The following is a 22,716-nucleotide window of genomic DNA, read 5'->3' as shown; positions in this document are numbered from 1 at the left end:
TCCCAAAAGTGCGTCGGCCCGAGAACGTACACCGGTGCGCCGATCGCGTACAGGGATTGGACCGTCGAACGATTTCGACTTCCGGGCGAGTGGTCCGTCGGCCGGGCCGTCGGCCGGGCTGGATGCACGGGTGCGCTGCCGCTGCGCGCGGTGGGGTGCGGTCAGCTCCCGGTGCGGCAGGGGCGGCCGGTGAGCAGGGTGTCCGCGGCTCCGCCGATGACGGACTGGAGGCGGTCGCGCGTGGCGGTCAGGTCGGCGATCCGCTCGTCGATGCGGTCGCGTTCGGCGGCCAGCCGGGCGAGGAGCTCGGGGGTGGCGAGGCCGTCGACGACGCACGGCAGGAGCGCGACGATGGTTCTGCTGGACAGGCCGGCGGCGTACAGCTGCTGGATGACCCGCACCTGTTCGACGGAGGCCTCGGGGTAGTGGCGCTGGCCGCTCGGGCTGCGTTCGGGCGTCAGCAGGTGCTGTTCCTCGTAGTACCGCAGGGCCCGGACGCTCACGCCCGCCCTCGCGGCCAGCTCACCGATCCGCACGGGACCCCTCCTCGCCGGGACGTCCCCCGCCCTTGCCCCTCACGTCGACGTGAGGTTTTAGCGTACCCGGGCACGGGGCGAACCGGACGCCCGCCGTCCGCCGTCCGCCGTCGCACCATGCCGCGCCGCACCGTACGAACGACACGAGGGGCCAAGCCCATGACCACCCCCAAGCCCGCGCCCGCACCCGCAGGGATCGATGCCGTGGACGACCACGGCGCCCTCGCGGCCGCCCTCGCCGCACCCCGCGCCACGCCGATCGTCACGGTCAAGCCGATCGCGCTGCCCTCCCCGTCACGGGGCACGGACCTGCACGTACGCGTGTCCGCCCCGGTCAGTGGGCGGGGCCTGCCGATCATCCTGTTCGCGCACGGGTTCGGCTCGAACCTGGACGGTTACGCGCCCCTGACCGACCACTGGGCCGCCCACGGGTGCGTCGTCGTCCAGGCCACCCATCCGGACTCAAGGAGGCTTGGCCTCGCCGCGGACGATCCGCGCCGGCCCCGGATGTGGCGCCACCGGGTCGAGGACCTGAGGCGGCTGCTGGACGAGCTCGACGTCCTCGAAGCGGCCGTACCCGGACTGGCCGGACGGCTGGACCGCGGTCGCGTCGCCGTCGCCGGGCACTCCTTCGGCGGCCAGACGGCCGCGATCCTGCTGGGCCTGCGCGTCACCGACCCGCAGACCGGTGCCGCCGAGGACCTGTCCGACCCGCGCGTCTCGGCCGGGGTGCTGCTGGCCACGGCGGGAGCGGGCGGGGGCCACCTGACGCCCTTCGCGCACGCCCAGCTGCCCTGGCTGCGCGAGCAGGACTTCTCCCACCTCACCGCACCCGCCCTGGTGGTCGCCGGGGACGAGGACGACCTCCCGCTGACCACCCGGGGACCCGAATGGACCACCGATCCCTACACCTTGAGCCCCGGCGACAAGAGCCTGCTGACACTCTTCGGGGCGCAGCACTTCCTGGGGGGCATCTCCGGTTACGACGCGGCCGAGACCACCGACGAGAACCCCGCACACGTCGCCCTGGTCCGACAAGTCACCCTGGCCTACGTGCGGCACGCGCTGGGCATCGACAGCTCCGCCTGGAACGCGGCCCGAGCCGTCCTCGCGGACGGCCGTCACGCGTTGGGTCGGCTGATATCCAAGTGAGCCGGTAATGAGCCGAGTTCCGTCGCGCTGAACGCCAGGGAGGTCCCTGGCGGGAATCCGGAGCTTCTTGGCATTTGCTCCCCTGTCTGCTTCCCGTGCGCCCCTCATAGGCTCCGGGCATTCCACGGATCGAGCGATGACGAAGAGGAACGCAATGCACGAGGCGGGCAGGGGACATGACGGGGACGACTTCACTCGGCGCACCGCGCTGAGGCGAGGCGCCGGTGTGGCGGTGGCGGGAGCGGCCTTCACCTTGGCCTCCGCGCAGGCCGGTTCAGCCGTGGCCGCGGAGGCGACTTCGGCCGTGCGGAGTGACAACGCCTCGGAGGGATCGGGCCCAGGTCGCGAGCACCTGCCCAGGTCGGTGGCGGGAATCCGCATCCCCGGCAGCCGACTGGCCCGGGACGCCGCCGAGTTCGCCCGTGAGGCGTCGTCGGAGACGCTTTTCCATCACGTCATGCGCTCCTATTTGTTCGGCTGTGCGCTGTTCGACCGGCGGGGCGTTTCCTACGACCGTGAACTCGCCTTCGTCGCAGCGGTGCTGCACGACCTCGGTCTGGTCGAGGCCCACCGGACACCGGCCGAACGCTTCGAGGTCGACGGCGCGGATGCCGCGCGGCGTTTTCTGGTGGAACGCCGTGTCCCGGCCGAGCGGGTGGACGTCGTGTGGGACGCGATCGCGCTGCACACCAATACCGGTATCGCCACGAGGAAACGGCCCGAGATCGCGATGGTCTCCCTGGGTTCCGGGCTCGACTTCTCCGGCAACGACCTCCAGCAAATCCCGTCCGGCACGCGCGAGGAAATCCTCGCCGCGTTCCCGAGGAAGGGATTCAAGCATGACGCGCTCTCCACCATCCTGTCGCTGTGCCGCACCAAGCCCCTGTCGACCCTGATGCACCCCTTCGCGGAGGTCGGCCGCCGTCACATCCCGGGTTTCCCGGTCCCCACGGTGGAGGACCTGCTGCTCGGGGCGCCGTTCGCGGACTAGCGTCGAACTCGGTGTGACGCAACCCACGTTCGGCGGACGATGACGTGAGCGGTGCCCGGCCGTCATACCTGTGACAACAACGCCCGTGGCCGGATGAACCCGTGGCGCGGGCGGTTCGAGTGCAGCCAGCACAGCACAGACAGACGGGACACTGCCGACATGACCGACGCCGTCAAGGGCCCTGCGAGCTACTTCCCCGCCATCGAGAAGAAGTACGGTCGCCCGGTGGCGGAGTGGAAGGACCTCATCCGTTCCTCGCCGCTGACCCGGCACATGGAACTCGTGAACTGGCTCAAGGCCGAGCACGGGCTGGGGCACGGTCATGCCAACGCCCTCGTCGCGCACACCCTCGCGGAGTAGCCGGGCTGCACTGACGGCCCGGAGGTCGGGTCGGCCGGTCCGCCCGACGGCTCAGAGGGTGTCCGGGTCCGTCGCCAGGCCGGTCAGGGCTCCCACCGGGTCCGGGTCGGGGGTGCCCCGGGGCCACCAGTCGTCGTGGTCGGGTTCGGACTCGTAGGCGTACCAGAGGCCGTCGCGGCCCAGGCGGAGCTGTATGTGGCCGCGGGGGTGCGTCAGGCGGTTGCGCCAGGGGCGGAAGGCCGGGAGGTCCGCGGCGAGCAGCAGCGGGCGGGCACGGTCGAAGCGGCCCGCCGGCGGGTCCCACGGTTCCTCCAGGACGGCCAGTCCGTCGGGGCCGCCCTGCCGCCACGCCGCGACCGCGCGGGCCAGCTCGGCCGGGGTGCGCCCCGCGGCCGATGCCAGGGAGGAGTACAGGGCGCGGCTGCCGGCGGTCAGCCCGGAGCCGGGGCGGGCGGCGGCGAGCCGGACCGCGTCCTGCCACAGCGTCAGTTCGCCCACCTCGTCGCGGCCGGTCGCCAGCAGGGCGTGCGCGCGGGCGGCGGCGTCGGTGGCGAGCTGGTCGAGCGCGAAGGAGTCCGGGCCGCCCGGCACCGACGGGTACGCCGGGGGCTGCTCCGGGTGCGGCGGCAGGGGCAGGGGCGGCGGCAGGGGACTCAGCCGGCGTTCCGGAGTAAGGACTTCCGAGGCGCGGACGCCCGGCAGCGGTTCGGGGCCGTGCTCCTGGGCCGCCCGTGCCGCCCGTGCGGCGTTGCGGCGGGACAGCGCGTCCAGCAGCTCCCGCTCACCCCGGCCGCGCAGCAGGAGCAGCACGAACGGGTCGTCGTCCAGCAGACGTGCCGTCTGGTAGCAGAGCGCGGCGGCGTGCTTGCAGGGGTGGCCGCGGTCGGGGCAGCTGCACTGCGGTTCCAGGTCGCCCGCTCCCGGCAGCAGGGGGACGCCGCAGTCGGCCAGGGAGTGGGGCAGTTCCTTGTCCAGCAGGGCCGCGATGTGCCCCGGCCGCTCCACCGCCGCCTCCAGGAACCGCTCCCAGCCGTCCTCGCCCAGCGTGCGCAACCGCACCTGCACCCGGTACGGCCGCGGCCGGCTCCCCTGCACGTACGCCAGCACCGATCCCGGGGTCACCGTGATGGCGTCCACGTGCCCCTGCTCGGCGTAACCCCGGCCCCGCAGCAGCCGCTTGACGTCCAGCGCGCCCTCCTCCAGCGCGGTGATCCAGGCGTTGCCCCACCAGGTGTCCGCGAACGGGGCGGGCGCGGGGCCCTCTTCCCCCGACCCGTCGTCGTCCGCACCGGCGGGCGTGGGCGTCCGGGGCGGGAACGCGGGGAACGTGCGGCGCAGGTCACCGTCGCGGGCCGGGGCGGCCATCGAGCCGGGGGTGCGCGGCGGGGCGGCGTGCGGTTGTTCCGTGTGGCGGTCGTGGTCCGGCGCGGTCCGGGTCTCCGGGGCAGCGGCGGGCTCCTCCTGCCAGGCCCCTGCCCCGGGGGCGTTCGCGTGTGGCGGTGTGCGCTCCTCCCCCGCGTCGTCGTCATCCGACGGCATCCGGAACGCGTCCGCCAGCAGCCTGCGTACGTCGCCCGCGCGTCCACCGGGGGCACGGGTGGGTTCGGCGCGTCGGCGGCGGGACGCCGGGCGCGACGCACCCGGGTCCGGCGTCTCGCGGCGCGCCTCGGCCCGCGCCGACCGCAGGGCCTCCCTGGCGAGGTCCGAGGGCCGGGTCGCCGGTCCGCCCAGGGGTGCCGGGGGTACGTCGGCGTCGGTCTCGACGTCTCGGTCGGGAGCGGCGGGTGCGGCGGGGCGGGGGTGCGTCGCGCCCGGCGAGTCGGCTTCCCGCCCCCGCTCGTCGGGGGTCGGTTCGTCGCCCTCTCGGTCACGGTCCGGGGCGGCGTGCTCCTCCGCCGTGAACGTCCTGACGACGGCAGGCCGGCGCGCGTCCTCCACCGTGCCGTCGGATCCGCCCACGCCGTCGGATCCGCTCACGCCGTCGGCTTCCGAGGCGCCGTCGGCTTCCTCCACCCCCGTCGTGTCCCCGCTCGGCGCTCCTCTGTCCGCCCTGGCCCGCCGCAGTGCCTCGCGGGCGATGTCGGCCGGTCGGCGCGGACCCTCGCCGGGATGGCGGCCGGCCGGCGCCTCCTGGGCGGCGGCCGCGAGTTCGGGGCGAGTCGGTTCCGCCGAGGCAGACGGCGGCGTCGGTGGCTGTGTCGGCGTCGGTGCCGCGTCAGGAACGTCCGTGTGCACGTGTCCGGTGGTCGGCTCCGCGTCCGTCTCCGGCTGCGCCGTGCTCCCCCGGCCGTCCCTCGCGGCTCGCAGGGCGCGTCGGGCCGCGTCCGCCGGGCGGTCGCCGTGGTCGGTCATCACGCCTCCCTCCGCAGCGAGACGAGGTCGGACAGCTCGCGGTCGGTGAGTTCCGTGAGGGCCGACTCGCCGGAGCCGAGGATCGCGTCGGCGAGGGCGCGCTTGGCCTGGAGCATGTCGGCGATGCGGTCCTCGACGGTGCCCTCGGTGATGAGGCGGTGGACCTGGACGGGCTGGGTCTGGCCGATGCGGTAGGCGCGGTCGGTGGCCTGTTCCTCCACGGCCGGGTTCCACCAGCGGTCGAAGTGGACGACGTGACCGGCCCGCGTGAGGTTCAGGCCGGTGCCGGCCGCCTTGAGGGAGAGGACGAGCACCGGGGTCGCCCCGCTCTGGAAGCGGTCCACCATCCGCTCGCGTTCCGCCACCGGCGTCCCGCCGTGCAGCAGGTCCACCGGGACCGCTCGGCCGGCCAGGTGTGCGGCGATCAAGCGGGCCATGCCGACGTACTGGGTGAAGACCAGCGCCGAGCCGTCTTCCGCCAGGACGGTGTCCAGCAGCTCGTCCAGCAGGGCGAGCTTGCCGGAGCGGGCGACGAGCCGGTCGTCGGCGTACTGGCCGTGCTCCTCCTTCAGGTACAACGCGGGGTGGTCGCAGATCTGCTTGAGCGCGCCGAGCAGCTTGAGGACCAGGCCCCGGCGGGCGATGCCCTCCGCGCTCTCGATGGCGAGCAGCGACTCGCGCACCACCGCCTCGTACAGCGCGGCCTGTTCACGGGTGAGCGGGACCGGGTGGTCGGTCTCCGTCTTGGGCGGCAGCTCGGGGACGATGCCCGGGTCGGACTTCTTGCGGCGCAGCAGGAAGGGGCGGACCAGGCGGGCGAGGCGCTCCACGGCCTGCGGGTCCTCGCCGTTCTCCACGGCGCGGGCGTGCCGGGCGCGGAACGACTTCAGCGGGCCGAGCAGCCCGGGGGTCGTCCAGTCGAGCAGGGCCCACAGCTCCGAGAGGTTGTTCTCGACGGGCGTGCCGGTGAGCGCGATCCGTGCGGGGGCCGGGAGGGTGCGCAGCGCCTTGGCGGTCGCCGAGTACGGGTTCTTCACGTGCTGGGCCTCGTCGGCCACGACCATGCCCCAGGGTTGTTCGGCGAGCGTGGGGGCCGCGGACCGCATGGTGCCGTACGTGGTGAGCACGAAGCCGCCGGTGAGGTCGTCCAGGGTGCGCTCGGGTCCGTGGAAGCGGCGGACGGGGACGCCGGGCGCGAAACGGGTGATCTCGCGCTGCCAGTTGCCGAGCAGCGAGGCCGGGCAGACCACGAGGGTCGGCTCGGTGCGGGCGCGCTTCAGGTGCAGCGCGATGACGGTGATGGTCTTGCCGAGGCCCATGTCGTCGGCGAGGCAGCCGCCGAGGCCGAGGGTGGTCATCAGGTCGAGCCAGGCCAGGCCGCGCAGTTGGTAGTCGCGCAGGGTCGCGTGCAGGCCGGGCGGCGGGTCGGCCGGGCGGACACCGGCCGTCAGGCGGTCGCGTAGGGCGGCCAGGGCGCCCACCGGGACGGCCTCGACCGTCTCGCCGTCGACCTCGGCGGTGCCGCTGAGCGCGACGGACAGCGCGTCGACCGGGTCGAGCAGGCCCAGTTCGCGTTTGCGGGCCTTGCGGACCAGCGCCGGGTCGACGAGCACCCACTGGTCGCGCAGCCGGACGACCGGCCGGTGCGCCTCGGCGAGCAGGTCCATCTCGGTCTCGCTGAGCGGGTCACCGCCGATCGCCAACTGCCAGCGGAACTGGAGCAGTTCCTCGCTGTCGAAGAAGCCGGTGCCGTCGGTGGCCGAGCCCGGGGCGGGCCGCACGACCGCGGTCGCGGCGAGGTCGTGGGCGAGGTCGCGCGGCCAGTGGACGGCCACCCCGGCCGCCGCCAGCCGGCCGGCGGCGACGCCCAGCAGGTCGCCCAGCTCCTCCTCCGAGAGGGCGAGCACGTCGGGCGCGTCCTGCTCGGCGAGCCGGGCCAGGGGCGGCCAGACGCGGGCCGCGCGGCGCACGGCGAGCGCCGCGTCCACCCGCGCGCGGGGCCCGAAGGCCGCGTCGGCCTCGCCCGCCCACAGCGCCGCCGCGTCGGCCACCAGGGTGGGGTCGGCGAGGCTGTGCACCTGCACCACGGCGGCCCCGGCGCTGCGCGCCCCGCCGGTGCCCGCCCCGTCCCCGGCGTCGAACAGGTCGTACGCCGAAAGGTCCAGGCGCAGCGAGATCCGCACGCCCGCGTCCATGCCGGCGGCGACCTCGGCGGCCCAGTCCTGGGCTCCGGGCAGCCGCTGGGGCCTGCGGTCGGCGAAGGGCCGGCCCGAGGCGTGCGGGGCGGCCGGGGTGCGGGGCAGGGTGTCGGCGACGGCGTCGAGGAAGGCGCGCACCAGCGCCTCCGGCTGGGGCAGCCGCAGCGGACCGGGGCCGGGGAGCGGCACGGCGTGGCCCTCGGGCGGGAGGGCCGCGGCGACCGCGCGCAGGTGGGCGACGTCCTCGGGGTCGAGGGGGCCCGCCCGCCAGGCGTCGTGTCCGGTGGGCGTGAGGCCGGGCAGCAGGCGGCCCCGCGCGGCCAGCCGCACCGCGTGCAGCGCCGCCGCGCCCCAGCAGGCGGTGGCCGGGTGGGCGGCGGGATCGCGCCGGGCGCGCACGAGCAACGGGAGCGCCCGGTCCAGCGGGAGCGACAGTGCGGGGGCCTGCCTGCGGCGGACCGAGGAGCCGTGGCGGCGTACGACCGTCAGCTCCGTGCGCTCGACCTCACCCTCCGGGGTGGGCAGCGGACCGTCCGACGGGTCCCACAGGGCGATGCGGCCCTCGCGCGGGAGGGCGGCGGGCAGGAAGACGGCGGCGAGGCGCACCGGGACGGACACCGACTCCGGTGCCGGGGAGGCCGCCGCTCCTGGGACGGCCGGGCGCGCCGGGGAGGCCGCCCGCTCCCCCGTGGCCGTGTCGCCCATGAGCCCTGTTCACCTCCCGGCCGCGTCCCTGATCAGTCGTCTTCGACTCTACGGGCGGGGTCTGACAATCGGCCCCGACGACCGGCCGCCCACCGGACGACCGGCCCTGACTCGGCCGCGCACCGTACGTCCCGGTCAGGGCACCGTCCGCGAGACGACGTACACCATCGGGTAGGTCGGGTTGCCGGTGTTGACCACCACGTCGTGGGTCGGCTGCGGGTTCTTCTGCTGGTGGATCAGCCCGAAGTAGTCGCCGGGGCGCGAGCCGGGGCCCGAGAACTTCCAGCCGGTGACCTTCTGGTCGCGGGCGCTGATGGTGATGCGGTCCTCGGTCAGGTCGTCCCGGTTGACGCCCAGGTCGGAGAGGAACTGGTCCAGGCCCGCGTGGGTGGTCTGGAACTGGACGTACAGGCGGCTGGTCTTCCAGTTGTTCGTCTCGTAGTACGCGACCTTGTTGGACGGGTGCGGGACGGGCACCTGGTACAGCGTGCGCTGGACCTTCGACGGCCAGCCCTCGGTGAGGCCGGTCGCGGAGTACTTCTTCTCCTTGTCCAGACCGCTGTCGCGGCTCTGCGCGGCGGAGATCACCAGGTAGCCGGCCGGGACGCCGATGAGCAGCCCGATGATGAGCAGGGTGAGCGTCCGGCGGCGGATCATGTGGCGGCGGTCCTCGGACGGCCGGGGCGGCTCGTCCGGCGGCGCGGCCTGGCGGGGCAGCGAAGCGGTCATGCCGTGTCCCTCGTGCGGCGGAACTCGGCGAACCGCTCGTAGCGCTCGTACCGCTCGACCCGGCGCCGCTTGGCGCGCCGGAAGCGGCGGGCGACCAGGCGGGCGAGGTCGGCGGCGCCGACCATGCCCGCCTCGGGGCCGAGCTGGGCGCGCACGATGCGGGCCTCGGGGCGGTAGCCGCGCCCGGTGAGGTGCCGCTTGAACGCGTCGCGCGCGGGGCCGATGAGCAGGTCGTCGGCGGCCGAGACGCCACCGCCGATCACGAAGCAGGACGGGTCGAGGGCGGCGGCGAGGTTGGCGATGCCCACGCCGAGCCACTGCCCGATGTCCTGGAGCAGCTCGACGCACATGGCGTCGCCCTCGCGGGCCAGCTCGGTGATCATCGGGCCGGTGATGTCGGCGATGCTGCCCTTGACGTGCTCGACGATGCCGTACGCCACCGGGGAGTCGGCGGCGGCCAGCTCGCGGGCCTCGCGGACCAGGGCGTTGCCGGAGCTGTACTGCTCCCAGCAGCCGCGGTTGCCGCACGGGCAGCGGTGACCGCCGGGCACGACCTGCATGTGGCCGAACTCGCCGGCGACGCCGTACTTGCCGCGCTTGACCTGGCCGTCCTCCAGGATGGCGCCGCCGATGCCGGTGCCGAGGGTGATCATGACCAGGTGGTCCTCGCCGCGCCCCGCGCCGAAGCGCCACTCCGCCCAAGCGGCGGTGTTGGCGTCGTTGTCGACCAGGACCGGGACCGAGAGGCGGCCGGAGATGCGGTCGCGCAGGGGTTCGTTGCGCCAGTTCAGGTGGGGCGCGAACAGGACGCGGTTGCGGTCGGCGTCGATCCAGCCGGCGGCGCCGATGCCGACGGCGTGCACGTCGTGCCGGTCGGACAGGTCCAGCACCAGCTCGACGATCGTGTCCTCGACGACCTTCGGGCTCTTGGACTTGTCCGGGGTCTCCGCGCGGACCTTCTCCAGGATGTTGCCGTCGGCGTCCACGACGCCCGCCATGACCTTGGTCCCGCCGATGTCGATGCCCACCGTGGGCACGCGCGGCGCGGTCAGGTGGGAGCGGCGCTCACGTGTGCCGACGGTGCGGAGCGCCGGCGCACGGCGGGAGCCGATGGGGGCGCTGAAGTTGCCGTAGGTGCTCATCAAGGCCCGATTCTGCCGCACGGTCCCCCAGGGCGCCGAATGGGGCAACGGGCGCGCAGCGCGGGGCCGCACCCACGCGCGCGTGCCGACGTGCCGTGGGCGGCCCCTTCCGCGCAGGCCCGGCCCGTGGAACGGCGGCACGGTGCGCCACGGCTCACGCAAGCGCCCCAAGCCCCGCCGGCGGGCCACACGAACCGCCCCTCAGCCCCGCCGACTGCCCGCACGAACCACCCCTCAGCCCCGCCGCCGGCTCCCGCCGGCCGCCCTCAGCCCCGTCCCCCCAGCTCGTGGCTCAGGGCCTCCAGCTCGCTGCCGCCCGCCATCTGGTGGGTCAGTTCCTCGAGCGTGATGCGGTCGCGGGTGTAGTGGCCCACGGTCGTGCCCCGCTTCAGCAGGGCGAACCGGTCGCCGACGAGGTACGCGTGGTGCGGGTTGTGGGTGATGAGCACCACGCCCAGGCCCTGGTCGCGTGCCGCCGCGACGTACTTCAGGACCATGCCCGACTGCTTCACGCCGAGCGCCGCCGTCGGCTCGTCGAGGATGAGGACCTTGGCGCCGAAGTACACCGCGCGGGCGATCGCCACGCACTGGCGTTCGCCGCCCGACAGGGTGCCGATGGGCTGGTCGACGTCGCGCAGGTCGATGCCCAGCCGCAGCAGCTCCGCGCGCGTGGTGCGGCGCATGAGGTCGGCGTCCAGGCGCTTGAAGGGGCCGACGCCCTTGCGCGGCTCCGAGCCGAGGAAGAAGTTGCGCCACACCGGCATGAGCGGGACGACGGCCAGGTCCTGGTGGACGGTGGCGATGCCCCGGTCCAGCGCCTCGCGCGGGGAAGCCAGCCGCGTCTCCTCGCCGTCGAGCCGCAGGACCCCGCCGTCGTGCTGGTGGAGCCCGGCGATGATCTTGATGAGGGTCGACTTGCCGGCGCCGTTGTCGCCGAGGACGCAGGTGATCTCCCCCGCGTGCACCTCCAGGGAGACGCCGTCGAGGGCGCGGACGGAGCCGTAGTGCTTGCTGACACCGGTCAGCTCGACGAGGGTCACTTGGCCGCCTCCGCGCGCTTGCGGACCCAGTGGTTGAGCAGGGTCGCGAGGAGCAGCATCGCTCCGAGGAAGAACTTGAACCAGTCCGGGTTCCACTCGGCGAAGACGATGCCCTTGCTGGTCATGCCGAACAGCAGGGCGCCGACCGCCGAGCCGACGGCGCTGCCGTGGCCGCCGGTGATCAGGCAGCCGCCGATGACGGCCGCGATGATGTAGATCAGCTCGTTGCCGACGCCCTCGCCGGACTGGACGACGTCGTAGGAGAAGAGCAGGTGCTGGCCCGAGATCCAGGCGCCGAGGGCCACGCCCATGTAGAGGGCGACGCGGGTGCGGGCGACGGGGACGCCGACCGCGCGGGCGGCGTCCGCGTTGCCGCCGACGGCGAGGATCCAGTTGCCGGCCCGGGTGCGCAGCAGGATCCAGGAGGCGACGGCGACGAGGGCGATCCACCACAGGATGGTGACCTTGACGTCGACGCCGCCGACGGTGAGCGTGGAGGCGAAGACCGCGTGCGCGGCGGGGAAGCCCTCCATGTCGGCGATGGTCTTGGTGGACACCGTGCCGTCGATCAGCTTGGTGAAGCCCAGGTTCATGCCGGTGAGCATCAGGAACGTGCCCAGGGTGACGATGAAGCTGGGCAGCCGGGTGCGGGTGAGCAGGAAGCCGTTGAAGGCGCCCACGGCGAGGGTGGCCAGCAGGGAGACGCCGACGCCGACCCAGACGTTCGCGGTGAGCTGGTAGCTGGTCATCGACGAGATCAGCGCCGAGGACGTGACCAGGACGCCGGCCGAGAGGTCGAACTCGCCGCCGATCATCAGCAGCGCGACGGGCACGGCCATGATGCCGATCGTCGAGGACGCGTACAGGACGGTGCTCAGGCTCGACGCGCGCAGGAAGCCGTCGGCGGCCAGGGCGAACACCACGAAGACCGCGACCGCGCCGACGACCGAGCCCAGCTCGGGGCGGCTCAGCAGCCGACGCGCGGACGCGCTCTGCAGGAACCTTTCTTCAGGCATGCCGTCCGTGGTCGCGCTCATCGGGTCCCCCGCTGCGTGTACGCGGCGAGCGCGGCGGCCTGGTCCTTGGTGACGATCTGCGGGCCGGTCAGCACGGGCCTGCCGCCGCCGAGGGTGTCGGCGTTGTACTTGTACAGCCACAGCAGGTCCACGGCCTCGTAGCCCTGGAGGTAGGGCTGCTGGTCGACGGCGAAGCCGAGGCTGCCGTCCTCCAGGCCCGCGGCGACCTTGGCGTTCAGGTCGAAGGTGTCGATCTCGGCGGTGCTGCCCGCGCCGCGCCGGGCCTGTACGGCGGTGTCGGCGTACGGCGCGCCCAGGGTGACCACGGCGTCGGTGGCCCGGTCCGTCTGGAGCTTCGCCTCCAGCGCGGACTGCACGTCGGGCATGCTCGTGCCGTTGACGTAGAGCCGCTGGAGCGTGCCGTGGAAGGTCTTGGCCACGCCGTCGCAGCGCTGCTCGTGACCCACGTTGCCCTGCTCGTGCAGGACGCACAGCGCCTTCTTGCGCCCGCGCCGGTTGAGTTCCTCGCCGACCGCCTCGCCGGCCACCGACTCGTCCTGGCCGACGTGGGTGAGCGCGCCGAAGGCCTTGGACTGCTCGGACCCCGAGTTCACCGTGATCACCGGGATGCCGGCCTTCGCGGCGCGGGCCAGGGCGGCCTTGAGGGCGTCGGGCTTGGCGAGCGAGACGATGATCCCGTCGACCTTCTTGTCGACGGCCGCGTCGACGAGCTGCGCCTGCTGCTGCGCCTCGTCGTCGTGCGAGTAGAGGAACGCGATGTTGTCCTTGCGGGCGGCCTGCTCGGCGCCGCTCTGGACGATGTCCCAGAACGTGTCGCCATCACCCGAGTGGGTGATCATCGCGACGGTCCAGCGGGGGGTGTCCACCGCCGCCCTGCCGTGCGCGGCCGCGGCCTTGCGGGCGTCCTCGGCGCGCTTGCCCCCGGTGCTGCTGCACCCGGCGAGCGACACGCACAGTGCCCCCGCCAACGCGATCCCTGCCCAGGTCCGAAACCGTGCCACGAGGCCGTGCCCTTCTTGCCGTGTGCTGTCGTGCGCGCGTCCGGCGGCGGTCATGACAGTTCACCGTTCACCGGACGCAAACGCCCCATTATCGAACACGGGCTCGGGCACGTTCGGGCGGGGGCTCCGGGAAGGGTCGCCTTGTCCGGACAATGCGACGAAACGGCTCTCCGGCAGGGCCTGCGTCGGTCCTCGGGTTACGGCCGGACCAGGAGCTGGAACTCGAAGGAGTAGCGGCTCGGGCGGTAGATGTGGTCGCCGAACTCGACCGCCCGGCCCGTGTCGTCGAACGTCGTGCGCTGCATGGTGAGCAGCGGCGCGCCCTCGGCCTCGGTGAGCCGCTCGGCCTCGGCGGCGGTGGCGGCGCGGGCGCCGATCGACTGGCGGGCGCTGTGCAGGGTGATCCCGGCCGTCCGCATCATCCGGTACAGGCCGGTGGCCTCCAGTTCCGCGGTGTCCAGGTCGAGCAGGCCGGGGGGCAGGTGGTTGCAGAGGTACGCCATCGGCTCCCCGTGGGCGAGCCGCAGCCGCTCGATGCGCTGGACGTCGTCGCCCTCGGGCACCCCGAGCGCGGCCGCGACGCCGGCGGTCGCCGGGACGACGGTGTTGACCAGGACCGAGGTGGCGGGGCGCTGGCCGGCCGCCTCCAGGTCGTCGTAGAGGCTGCTGAGTTCCAGGGGGCGCTTGACCTGGCTGTGCACGACCTGGGTGCCGACGCCCCGGCGGCGCACCAGGAGGCCCTTGTCGACCAGTGACTGGATCGCCTGGCGGACGGTCGGCCGGGACAGGCCGAGCCGGGCCGCCAGCTCGATCTCGTTGCCCAGCAGGCTGCCCGGGGTCAGCGCACCGTGCTCGATCGCCGCCTCCAGCTGCTGGGACAGCTGGAAGTACAAGGGCACGGGGGAACTGCGGTCCACCCGGAGGTCGAGCTGCACGGTCGGGTCCACATCTGGTTTCGGCACGGCCCGAGCGTAGCTCCGTGGCCGGTTGACGGGAAGTTGTGTAGTCCGATTGTCCGGACATACGCATTGACAGCGTGCGGGGTGCGACCGCACCTTGATTCCATGCGCATCGGGGTCATCGGGACGGGCCGCCTCGGCACGATCCATGCGAACACGCTCAGCCGCCACCGCGAGGTCGGGTCGCTGATCCTGACGGACGCGGACCCGGCGCGGGCGCAGGACGTCGCGCTGCGCCTCGGCGAGACGGCGGCACCGGGGGTGGACGAGATCTTCCGGTGGGGCGTCGACGCCGTGGTGATCACCACCTCGACGTCCGCCCACGCCGACCTGATCGGCCGGGCGGCCCGCTCCGGGCTGCCGGTCTTCTGCGAGAAGCCGATCGCCCTGGACCTGCCCGGGACCCTGCAGGCCATCGCGGAGGTCGAGTCCGCCGGGACCGTGCTGCAGATGGGTTTCCAGCGCCGCTTCGACGCCGGCTACACGGGGGCGCGCGAGGCGGTGCGCTCGGGACGGCTCGGGCGGCTGCACACCGTGCGGGCGGTGACGTCCGACCAGTCGCCGCCGCCGCCCGAGTGGCTGCCGGTGTCCGGCGGGATCTACCGGGACGCGCTGATCCACGACTTCGACGCGCTGCGCTGGGTGACCGGGCGCGAGGTGGCGGACGTCTACGCCGCCGGGTCCGACGCGGGACCCCCGGTGTTCCGGGCGGCCGGGGACGTCGACACGGCGGCCGTGGTGCTCACCCTCGACGACGGCACGCTCGCCACCGCCACGGCGACCCGGATGAACGGCGCCGGGTACGACGTGCGCATGGAACTCGCCGGGGAACGGGACCAGATCGTCGTGGGCCTGGACGACCGCACCCCGATCGCGTCGACGGAGCCGACCGGCCCGCCCGCCGCGGACAAGCCCTGGGCCGGGTTCCTGGAGCGCTTCGCCCCCGCCTACGAGGCCGAGCTCGCCGCGTTCATCGAGGTGGTCCGGGGCGAGCGCGCCAACCCCTGCGACGGGCGCGAGGCCCTCCAGGCCCTGCGCATCGCCGAGGCCTGCGCCCTGTCCCACCGCGAGCACCGCCCGGTGTCCCTGCGGGAGGTCCCGGGGGCACCGGAGCCGACGGGGCTGGGCTGAGCCGGGGACGACCCGGTCGGGGGTCCTGGCGTCGCTGCCACCGCCCTGTACTTCCTCGTCGTCCTCCCGATCAACATGCTGCACGAGCGCTCAGGGCGTCCACCGCACCGGCAGCCCCCGCCGCCCCCGCATCAGCATGCCGGGCAGCCAGGTGTCGGGGGGCGGGCCGTCGAAGGCGAGGGCGGGGGCGCGCTCCAGCAGGGCGCCCAGGGCGGTGCGGGCCTCCAGGCGGGCCAGCGGGGCGCCCAGGCAGTAGTGGATGCCGTGGCCGAAGGCGAGGTGCCCGCGCGTGTCGCGGCCGATGTCGTAGCGGTCCGGGTCGGCGAAGCGCGCGGGGTCGCGGCCGGCGGCGGCCAGGCCGATCAGCACCGGGTCGCCCTTGCCGATGGTCACACCGGCGATCTCCACGGGCTCCACGGCGAACCGGTACGTCGCGTTCTCCACCGGCCCCTCCCAGCGCAGCGTCTCCTCGACCACCCCGTCGAGCAGGGCCGGGTCGGCGCGCACGGCGGCCACGTCCGCGGGGTGGGTGAGCAGGGCGTGCACGGCGTTGGCGATGAGGTTGACCGTGGTCTCGTGTCCCGCGACGAGCAGCAGGAACGCCATGCCGCGCAGTTCCTCGACGGACAGCCGGTCGCCGTCCTCGGCGGTGGTGCGGATCAGGTCGCTCAGCAGGTCGCCGCCCGGTCCGGCACAGCGCTTGTCCTCGATCAGCTCGGTGAGGTACTCCCCGAGCCGGACCAGCGCGTCGCCCTCGCTGTCGGCGTCGGTGGGCGCGACGATCGCGGTGGACATCGCGCGGAACGCGGCGCGGTCGATCTCCGGGACGCCCAGCAGCTCGCAGATCACGGTGAGGGGCAGCGGATAGGCGAAGGACTCCACGAGGTCGGCGCGGCCGCGGGGCAGCATCGCGTCGAGCAGGTCGCCGGTGATGCGCTCGACGCGCGGGCGCAGTTCCTCCACGCGGCGCACCGTGAACGCGCGCGAGACCAGCGAGCGCAGGCGCGTGTGCTGCGGCGGGTCGCTGATCAGCAGGTGCTTGCCGACGGTCTCCACGTCCAGGAAGTGCATCCCGAGCCGTTCGCTGTCCTTGATCAGCCGCGGGTCGGTGAGCGCGGCGCGCGCCTCCTCGTACCCCACGACGAGCCAGGTCTCGTAGAAGCCGTCGCCGCCGGGCAGGCGCACCCGGTGCACCGGCCCGCGCTCCCGCAGCCGGGCGTACAGCGGGTGCGGGTCCTTGCGCAGTTCCTCGCCGCGGTCGCCCAGGTCGACCACCTCGGTCATCGCCGTCCTCCCCCTCCGCCTCGGCCTTCGCCGTCCGTACCCGCCTCGCCTCTCGCTCATTCCTCCAACGCGTGTGACGTCCCGTCAGTGCCCGTTCGCCGCGCCTTCGTCGAGGAGGCCCGCGTCGTACGCGAGCAGCGCGATCTGCACGCGGTTGTTGAGGTCGAGCTTGGCGAGGATGCGCGAGACGTGGGTCTTGACGGTGGCGACGCTCATGAACAGCCCGGCGGCGATCTCGGCGTTGGCCATGCCCCGGCCGACGGCGACGGCGACCTCGCGCTCGCGGTCGTTCAGCAGGGCGACGCGGGTCCGCGCGCGTGCGCGCCGGGTGTCGGCCGACGCGCCGGCGACGTGCGCCATCAACTGCCGGGTGACGGCCGGCGACAGGACGGGGTCGCCGGCCGCGACCCGGCGCACCGCGTCGATGATCTCGGCGGGCGGGGTGTCCTTGAGGACGAACCCGGCGGCGCCCGCGCGCAGGGCCCGCAGCACCTGTTCGTCGGCGTGGAACGTGGTGAGCACGACGACCTGCGGGGCGTCCGGGCGGCGGCGCAGCCGCTGAGTGGCCGTCAGGCCGTCCACCGCGGGCATGCGGATGTCCATCAGGACGACGTCGGGGCGGGTGCGGGCGACCAGGTCCTCGACCGCGTCGCCGTCGCCGGCCTCGCCGACGATCCGGATGTCGTCGGCACCGCCCATCATCAGGGCCAGCCCGGCCCGCACGAGCGGGTCGTCGTCGACGAGGAGCACTCTGATCGCGGTCATGGTCCCCATGTCATCACGGCGGTCGCGGCCGCCGGGGCGTTCCGTCGGTGTACGGGCCCCCGCCGGTCGGAAGCCGGCCGGGCACCGGCGTGGCTCGCCCCGCTCACGCGTCGGGTTCCCGGGCCGGCACGTCCTCCGCCGCGCCGGCCGGTCCGGTCCAGGGCAGCCACGCGCGTACCTCGAAGCCGCCGCCGCGCGTGGGGCCGTGGGTGAGCCGGCCGCCGGCGAGCGTGGCGCGTTCCGCCAGGCCGATGAGGCCCTGTCCCGAGCCGGGCACCGGACGCACCTCCCCCTCGGGGGCCGGGTTGCGCACGGTCAGGGTGAGCCCCCGTCCCGGCGCGCCCGTCGCGGTCACCGTGACCTCGCTGCCGGGGGCGTGCTTGCGGGCGTTGGTCAGGCCCTCCTGGGCGATGCGGTAGGCGGTGCGGCCGGTGGACGCGGGGACGGCGGCGGGGTCGGCGACGTGGACGTCGAGGACCACCTCCGTGCCGGCGTCGCGGGACTCGGCGGCGAGCGCGTCCAGCCCGGCGAGCGTGGGCTGGGGGCGGCCGGCGTCGTCGGGCTGTCCGGCGCGCAGGACGCCGATGATCTCCCGCAGGTCCTGCAGCGCCTCGTGGGCGCTCTCCCGGATGACCCCGGCGGCGCGGGCGACCTCCTCGCGGGGCGCGTCGGGCCGGAACTCCAGCGCCCCGGCGTGCACGCTGAGCAGGGTCAGCCGGTGCGCGAGCACGTCGTGCATCTCGCGCGCGATGGCCTCGCGGGCCAGCCGCTGGGCCTGTTCGGCGCGCAGCCGGGCCTCGGACTCGGCGTGCCGGGCGCGGTCCCGCAGGCTCAGCATGAGCTGCCGTTTGGCCCGCACCAGCATGCCCCAGCCGAGCACGGCGCCGGTGAGCACGACGATGAACGCGACCGCCGCCGGGTAGGACACGTCCGGGTCCGGGCGCCACAGGTAGTACGGCGGGACGAGGGCCAGACTGACACCGCCGATCCAGGCGACGTACCGGAACGGCCGGTGCACGGCGAGGGTGAACAGCGCGATCAGCGTGGCCCCGCCCGCGGTGTCGGAGACGAAGCCGGCGAGGACCAGCACGGCGGCGAGCTCCACCGGCCGGCGCCGGCGCAGCCAGACGGCCGCGCAGGCCAGGACACCCATCACCTGGTCGAGGACGGCCAGGGAGTGCGGGACGTGCGGGTTGTCCGTCACCCCGTCGGCCGCCAGCAGCCCGACGAAGACGGCCAGCAGGAAGCAGGAGGAGTCCACCAGCCAGTCGCGCACGGTGCGCCGCGGCCGGCGTCCATCCCGCCCGGCGTCCGGGTCGAGTTCACCCGCGAGCGCCGACGGCAGCAGCCACCGGCGCGCCGGGAAGGCCGGCGCGGGCGGTACGGCGGTGTCCATGTGCTGCGTCACGGGGTGAATGTAGTCAGCGGCGGGCCGGGGGCACATCGGCCCGGGCCGACGGTCGGCTCCCGGCGGCACATCGGGGACGAAAGTCGTACGGGCCGTCATCCTTCGGCGCGTCGGCGTCACGCGCCCGTGCCCGGCGAGGGGCGTCCGACCGGCGTCCCAGAACATGAGACGTCCTGTCCAGGTCGGTGCGGCGGGCGCGGACCTGTGGTTGTCTGATGCCATGACCGTGCTCGTGACCCGCCGCCACGTCGATTACGTGCGTGTCACCACCACGGGCTGTTCCGCCGCGAGCTGACGCCGCGCTCCGGCTCCTTCCCCCGGCTTCACCGCCGCACCGCTTCCCCGCCGTACCGACCGCTGCCTCGTGAGGGCCGGCCGGTGCGCCGTCCTGCGGCCCCGCACGCGCGCGTCCCCGTCCCCTCCCTCCTCCTTCTCTTCGTACGCCATCCGTGATCACCCTCCGTACCGGGAGCACCACCATGAGCCAGCCCATCGACTCCGTCACCGCCGGCCACACCCCCGACGAGCCGCCCGCCGGGCCCGACACCTCGGCCTGGTCGTTCGAGACCAAGCAGATCCACGCGGGGGCCGCGCCCGACCCGGTGACCGGCGCCCGGGCCACGCCCATCTACCAGACGACGTCGTTCGTCTTCCGCGACACCCAGCACGCGGCCGACCTGTTCTCGCTCGCCGAGCCCGGCAACATCTACACCCGTATCCACAACCCCACCCAGGACGTCTTCGAGCAGCGCGTCGCCGCGCTGGAGGGCGGGGTCGCGGCCGTGGCGCTGGCCTCCGGACAGGCCGCGGAGACCCTGGCGCTCCTCACGGTGGCGAGCGCGGGCGACCACGTGGTCTCCAGCACCTCGCTGTACGGCGGCACCTACAACCTCTTCCGGCACACCCTGCCGAAGTTCGGCATCGAGGTGTCCTTCGTCGACGACCCCGACGACGCTGAGGCGTGGCGGGCGGCGATCCGGCCGAACACCAAGGCGCTGTTCGCCGAGAGCCTCGGCAACCCGCGCGGCAACGTGCTGGACGTGCGGGCGGTCGCGGACGTGGCGCACGGGGCGGGCGTGCCGCTGATCGTCGACAACACGGTGCCCACCCCCTACCTGCTGCGGCCCATCGAGCACGGCGCGGACATCGTCGTGCACTCGGCGACGAAGTTCCTCGGCGGGCACGGCACGGCGATCGCGGGTGTGGTCGTGGACGGCGGCACCTTCGACTTCGGCGCGCACGCGGACCGGTTCCCCGACTTCACCGAGCCGGATCCGAGTTACCACGGTCTGCGGTACTGGCCGGCGCTCGGCCCGGGTGCCTTCGCCGTCAAGCTGCGGGTGCAGTTGCTGCGCGACCTGGGCCCGGCCCTCTCACCGCACTCCGCCTTCTTGCTGCTGCAGGGCGTGGAGACGCTGAGCCTGCGCATCGAGCGGCACTCGGCGAACGCGCAGGCGATCGCCGAGTGGCTGGAGCAGCGCGACGAGGTCGCCGCCGTCCACTACCCGGGACTGCCGTCCAACCGGTGGTACGAGGCGGCGCAGCGCTACCTGCCGCGCGGGGCGGGCGCGATCATCTCGTTCGAGCTGCGCGACGGCGTGGAGGCGGGCAAGCGGTTCGTGGACGCCGTGGAGCTGTTCAGCCACCTCGCCAACATCGGTGACGTGCGCAGTCTGATCATCCACCCGGCGTCCACGACGCACAGCCAGCTCGACGAGGAGCAGCTGGCGGCCACCGGCACCTCCCCCGGCCTGGTCCGGCTGTCGGTCGGCATCGAGAACCTCGCGGACCTGAAGGCCGACCTGGAGGCCGGGTTCCGCGCGGCGAAGGGCGCGTCCTGAGCACCGTCCTGCCGTCGGCAACGCCCCGCGGGGGCCCCTTACCGCCGGCCACGGGCGCCTGGCGGGAGGGGGACCCGCCGGGGCGCCGCCGGTGGTACGCGCACCCGGCGCCCCTCGCCCTGGAGGCGGGCGGTGAACTGCCCGGCGTACGACTGGCGTTCGAGACGTGGGGGCGGCTCGCGCCGGACGCGTCCAACGCCGTCCTCGTGCTGCACGCCCTCACCGGTGACAGCCACGTCGCCGGTCCCGCCGGGCCGGGTCACCCCACGCCCGGCTGGTGGGACGGGCTGGTGGGGCCCGGCCTGGCGCTGGACACCGACCGCTTCTTCGTCGTCGCGCCGAACGTGCTGGGCGGCTGCCAGGGCAGCACCGGGCCGTCCTCCGCGCGTCCCGGCGGCCGGGCCTGGGGCGGTGCCTTCCCGTTCCTGACGCAGCGTGACCAGGTCGCGGCCGAGGCGGGACTGGCCGACGCGCTGGGCATCGACCGCTGGGCGCTGGTGGTCGGCGGGTCCATGGGCGGGATGCGGGCGCTGGAGTGGGCGGTGGGGTACCCCGAGCGCACCGGGGCGCTGCTGCTGCTGGCGACCACCGCCGCGGCGAGCGCCGAGCAGATCGCGTGGGCCTCGCTCCAGGTGCGGGCGATCCGTTCCGACCCGCACTGGCACGGCGGCGACTACCACGGCAGCGGCGAGGGGCCCGGGGCCGGGCTTGGCCTGGCCCGGCGGATCGCCCACGTCACCTACCGCAGCGAGCCGGAGCTCCAGGTCCGCTTCGGCCGCTCGGCGCAGGCCGAGGAGGACCCGTGGGCCGGCGGCCGCTACCAGGTCGAGTCCTACCTCGACCACCAGGCGGCCAAGCTGGCCCACCGCTTCGACGCGGGCAGCTACGTCGTGCTGTCCGAGGCGATGAACAGCCACGACGTCGGCCGGGGCCGCGGCGGGGTGCGCGCGGCCCTGCGCCGGGTGACCGCCCGCACGCTGGTGGCCGGGGTGGACTCCGACCGGCTCTACCCGCCGTCCCAGCAGGCGGACCTGGCCGCGGCCGTCCCCTCGTCGGACGCCCTGCGCCTGATCTCGTCGCCGTACGGCCACGACGGCTTCCTGATCGAGACGGACCAGGTGGCCGCGCTGGTGGGCGAACTCCTCGCCTGACGGGAGCCGGACGCCCCCCCGGCTGCGGGTCCGGGCGGGGCGCCCGCGGGCCCGCCCGTCAGCCCGCGTGGGTGGAGAACAGGCCGCCCGTCGGGCCCTGCTTGTCGCCGCCCTGCGCCTTCTTCAGGGCGTTGGCCAGGCCCTCGATGGTGAGGGACTGGAGGATGACCCGGCCGTTGCCCTCCAGGGTGGCCAGGGACAGGCCCTCGCCGCCGAAGACGGTGTTCATCAGGCCCTGGCGGTTGAGGCCGCCGACGCGCTGGACGCCGTACTGGATGCCCTCCTCGAAGGCGACGACGCAGCCGGTGTCGACCTCGATGCGGCCGCCGAAGTCGGCCGGGTTCAGGTCGATGAAGTTGCCCGCGCCGGCGATGACCACCGTGCCGCGGCCGGTGAACTTCTCCAGGACGAAGCCCTCACCACCGCTCATGCCGGTACGGCCGCCCTGGAAGGCGATGCCGAAGTCGACGGTGGACTCGGCGGCCACGAACGCGTCCTTCTCGGCGAACCACGCCCGCGTGCCGTCCAGTTCCAGCGCCCGCATCTCACCCGGCAGCACGCCCGCGAAGCCGACGGTGCCCTCGCCGCCCCGGCTGGTGAAGTACTGGAAGGCCAGCGACTCGCCGGCCAGCGCGCGTTGGCCGGCCTGCATGGCCGTGCCCATCGCCTGGCGCAGCAGGCCGCCCATGCCGCCGGAGCCGCCGCCCTGCTGCTGCCCGCCGCGGTCCGACGGGCCGCCGAGGCGGGTCTCCATGGTCACGTTCGTCGTCTTGAACAGGAACTTGCCCGCCTCGCAGTACACCGTCTGACCGGGCTGCAGGGAGACGACCACCATCTGCATGGCGTTGCCGACGATCTCTTGCTGAAGTGTCACACGGGGAGAACGAGCCGGACGGAGGAAAGAGTTCCGGCCGGGCCGACGACGGTGTCCGCA

Annotated in this window: 19 protein-coding genes; 6 read left to right on the top strand and 13 right to left on the bottom strand. The window is 74.2% G+C overall.

Annotation, left to right across the window (positions count from 1 at the left end; all coding sequences use genetic code 11):
- Positions 1-161: 161 nt before the first annotated feature.
- Complete coding sequence (locus E4U91_RS27950) at positions 162-536, bottom strand: MerR family transcriptional regulator (protein WP_137309389.1); 375 nt, start codon at positions 534-536, stop codon at positions 162-164.
- Positions 537-695: 159 nt separating this feature from the next.
- On the opposite strand from E4U91_RS27950, the gene E4U91_RS27945 reads away from it, so the two are divergent.
- The 3 genes from E4U91_RS27945 to E4U91_RS27935 all read left to right on the top strand — a co-directional run bounded on the left by E4U91_RS27945 (position 696) and on the right by E4U91_RS27935 (position 3,039).
- A complete protein-coding gene (locus E4U91_RS27945; protein ID WP_137309388.1) occupies positions 696-1,688 on the top strand; it encodes an alpha/beta hydrolase family protein in 993 nt (330 codons plus the stop codon).
- A 154-nt stretch (positions 1,689-1,842) separates the two neighbouring features.
- Positions 1,843-2,679: an HD domain-containing protein gene (locus E4U91_RS27940; RefSeq protein ID WP_137309387.1), complete on the top strand. Its 837-nt coding sequence runs from the start codon at positions 1,843-1,845 to the stop codon at positions 2,677-2,679.
- Between the two features lie 159 nt (positions 2,680-2,838).
- Complete coding sequence (locus tag E4U91_RS27935) at positions 2,839-3,039, top strand: DUF4287 domain-containing protein (RefSeq protein WP_137309386.1); 201 nt, start codon at positions 2,839-2,841, stop codon at positions 3,037-3,039.
- A 51-nt stretch (positions 3,040-3,090) separates the two neighbouring features.
- On the opposite strand, the gene E4U91_RS27930 is transcribed toward E4U91_RS27935, so the two are convergent.
- The 8 genes from E4U91_RS27930 to E4U91_RS27895 form a co-directional block, all read right to left on the bottom strand.
- Positions 3,091-5,391 (bottom strand): SWIM zinc finger family protein, encoded by a 2,301-nt coding sequence (locus tag E4U91_RS27930; RefSeq protein ID WP_137309385.1) that lies wholly within the window; start codon positions 5,389-5,391, stop codon positions 3,091-3,093.
- Positions 5,391-8,294, bottom strand: coding sequence for a DEAD/DEAH box helicase (locus E4U91_RS27925; RefSeq protein WP_241678701.1), 2,904 nt, complete (start codon positions 8,292-8,294; stop codon positions 5,391-5,393). Before E4U91_RS27925 ends, E4U91_RS27930 begins: the two co-directional genes overlap by 1 nt.
- Positions 8,295-8,429: 135 nt before the next feature.
- Positions 8,430-9,023: a sugar kinase gene (locus E4U91_RS27920; protein WP_137309384.1), complete on the bottom strand. Its 594-nt coding sequence runs from the start codon at positions 9,021-9,023 to the stop codon at positions 8,430-8,432.
- Positions 9,020-10,165: an ROK family glucokinase gene (locus E4U91_RS27915; RefSeq protein WP_137309383.1), complete on the bottom strand. Its 1,146-nt coding sequence runs from the start codon at positions 10,163-10,165 to the stop codon at positions 9,020-9,022. The genes E4U91_RS27920 and E4U91_RS27915 overlap by 4 nt, the downstream gene beginning before the upstream one ends.
- 266 nt (positions 10,166-10,431) lie before the next feature.
- Positions 10,432-11,205 carry an ATP-binding cassette domain-containing protein gene (locus tag E4U91_RS27910; protein ID WP_137309382.1) on the bottom strand — a complete coding sequence of 258 codons (774 nt, stop codon included), beginning with the start codon at positions 11,203-11,205 and terminating at the stop codon, positions 10,432-10,434.
- Positions 11,202-12,242 carry an ABC transporter permease gene (locus E4U91_RS27905; protein WP_137309381.1) on the bottom strand — a complete coding sequence of 347 codons (1,041 nt, stop codon included), beginning with the start codon at positions 12,240-12,242 and terminating at the stop codon, positions 11,202-11,204. Before E4U91_RS27905 ends, E4U91_RS27910 begins: the two co-directional genes overlap by 4 nt.
- Positions 12,239-13,243, bottom strand: coding sequence for a sugar ABC transporter substrate-binding protein (locus E4U91_RS27900; protein WP_137309380.1), 1,005 nt, complete (start codon positions 13,241-13,243; stop codon positions 12,239-12,241). Before E4U91_RS27900 ends, E4U91_RS27905 begins: the two co-directional genes overlap by 4 nt.
- A gap of 197 nt (positions 13,244-13,440) precedes the next feature.
- Positions 13,441-14,178 (bottom strand): GntR family transcriptional regulator, encoded by a 738-nt coding sequence (locus E4U91_RS27895; RefSeq protein WP_137311029.1) that lies wholly within the window; start codon positions 14,176-14,178, stop codon positions 13,441-13,443.
- 129 nt (positions 14,179-14,307) lie between these two features.
- Between E4U91_RS27895 and E4U91_RS27890 the strand changes: the two genes are divergently transcribed.
- Entirely contained in the window at positions 14,308-15,333 is a 1,026-nt protein-coding gene (locus tag E4U91_RS27890) for a Gfo/Idh/MocA family protein (protein ID WP_137309379.1), read from the top strand.
- A 90-nt stretch (positions 15,334-15,423) separates the two neighbouring features.
- Here E4U91_RS27890 and E4U91_RS27885 read toward each other — a convergent pair whose 3' ends face one another.
- The 3 genes from E4U91_RS27885 to E4U91_RS27875 all read right to left on the bottom strand — a co-directional run bounded on the left by E4U91_RS27885 (position 15,424) and on the right by E4U91_RS27875 (position 18,778).
- Entirely contained in the window at positions 15,424-16,617 is a 1,194-nt protein-coding gene (locus E4U91_RS27885) for a cytochrome P450 family protein (RefSeq protein ID WP_174867869.1), read from the bottom strand.
- An 84-nt stretch (positions 16,618-16,701) separates the two neighbouring features.
- The gene (locus E4U91_RS27880) at positions 16,702-17,382 is read right to left on the bottom strand and encodes a response regulator transcription factor (RefSeq protein WP_137309378.1); all 681 of its coding nucleotides are present in this window, start codon (positions 17,380-17,382) and stop codon (positions 16,702-16,704) included.
- A 103-nt stretch (positions 17,383-17,485) separates the two neighbouring features.
- A complete protein-coding gene (locus E4U91_RS27875; protein ID WP_137311027.1) occupies positions 17,486-18,778 on the bottom strand; it encodes a sensor histidine kinase in 1,293 nt (430 codons plus the stop codon).
- Between the two features lie 491 nt (positions 18,779-19,269).
- Between E4U91_RS27875 and E4U91_RS27870 the strand changes: the two genes are divergently transcribed.
- Together E4U91_RS27870 and metX are read left to right on the top strand one after the other, a co-directional pair.
- Positions 19,270-20,631 (top strand): bifunctional o-acetylhomoserine/o-acetylserine sulfhydrylase, encoded by a 1,362-nt coding sequence (locus tag E4U91_RS27870; protein WP_137309377.1) that lies wholly within the window; start codon positions 19,270-19,272, stop codon positions 20,629-20,631.
- Positions 20,628-21,782: a homoserine O-acetyltransferase MetX gene (gene metX, locus E4U91_RS27865; RefSeq protein WP_137309376.1), complete on the top strand. Its 1,155-nt coding sequence runs from the start codon at positions 20,628-20,630 to the stop codon at positions 21,780-21,782. The genes E4U91_RS27870 and metX overlap by 4 nt, the downstream gene beginning before the upstream one ends.
- A gap of 58 nt (positions 21,783-21,840) precedes the next feature.
- Here metX and E4U91_RS27860 read toward each other — a convergent pair whose 3' ends face one another.
- Entirely contained in the window at positions 21,841-22,656 is an 816-nt protein-coding gene (locus E4U91_RS27860) for an AIM24 family protein (protein WP_137309375.1), read from the bottom strand.
- Between the last annotated feature and the right edge of the window lie 60 nt (positions 22,657-22,716).

Source organism: Streptomyces lasalocidi (genome assembly GCF_005280215.1).
GTDB classification, from domain to species: Bacteria; Actinomycetota; Actinomycetes; order Streptomycetales; family Streptomycetaceae; genus Streptomyces; species Streptomyces longwoodensis.
Note: the sequence above shows the minus strand (reverse complement) of the source record. Positions and strands in the feature narration are given on the sequence as shown.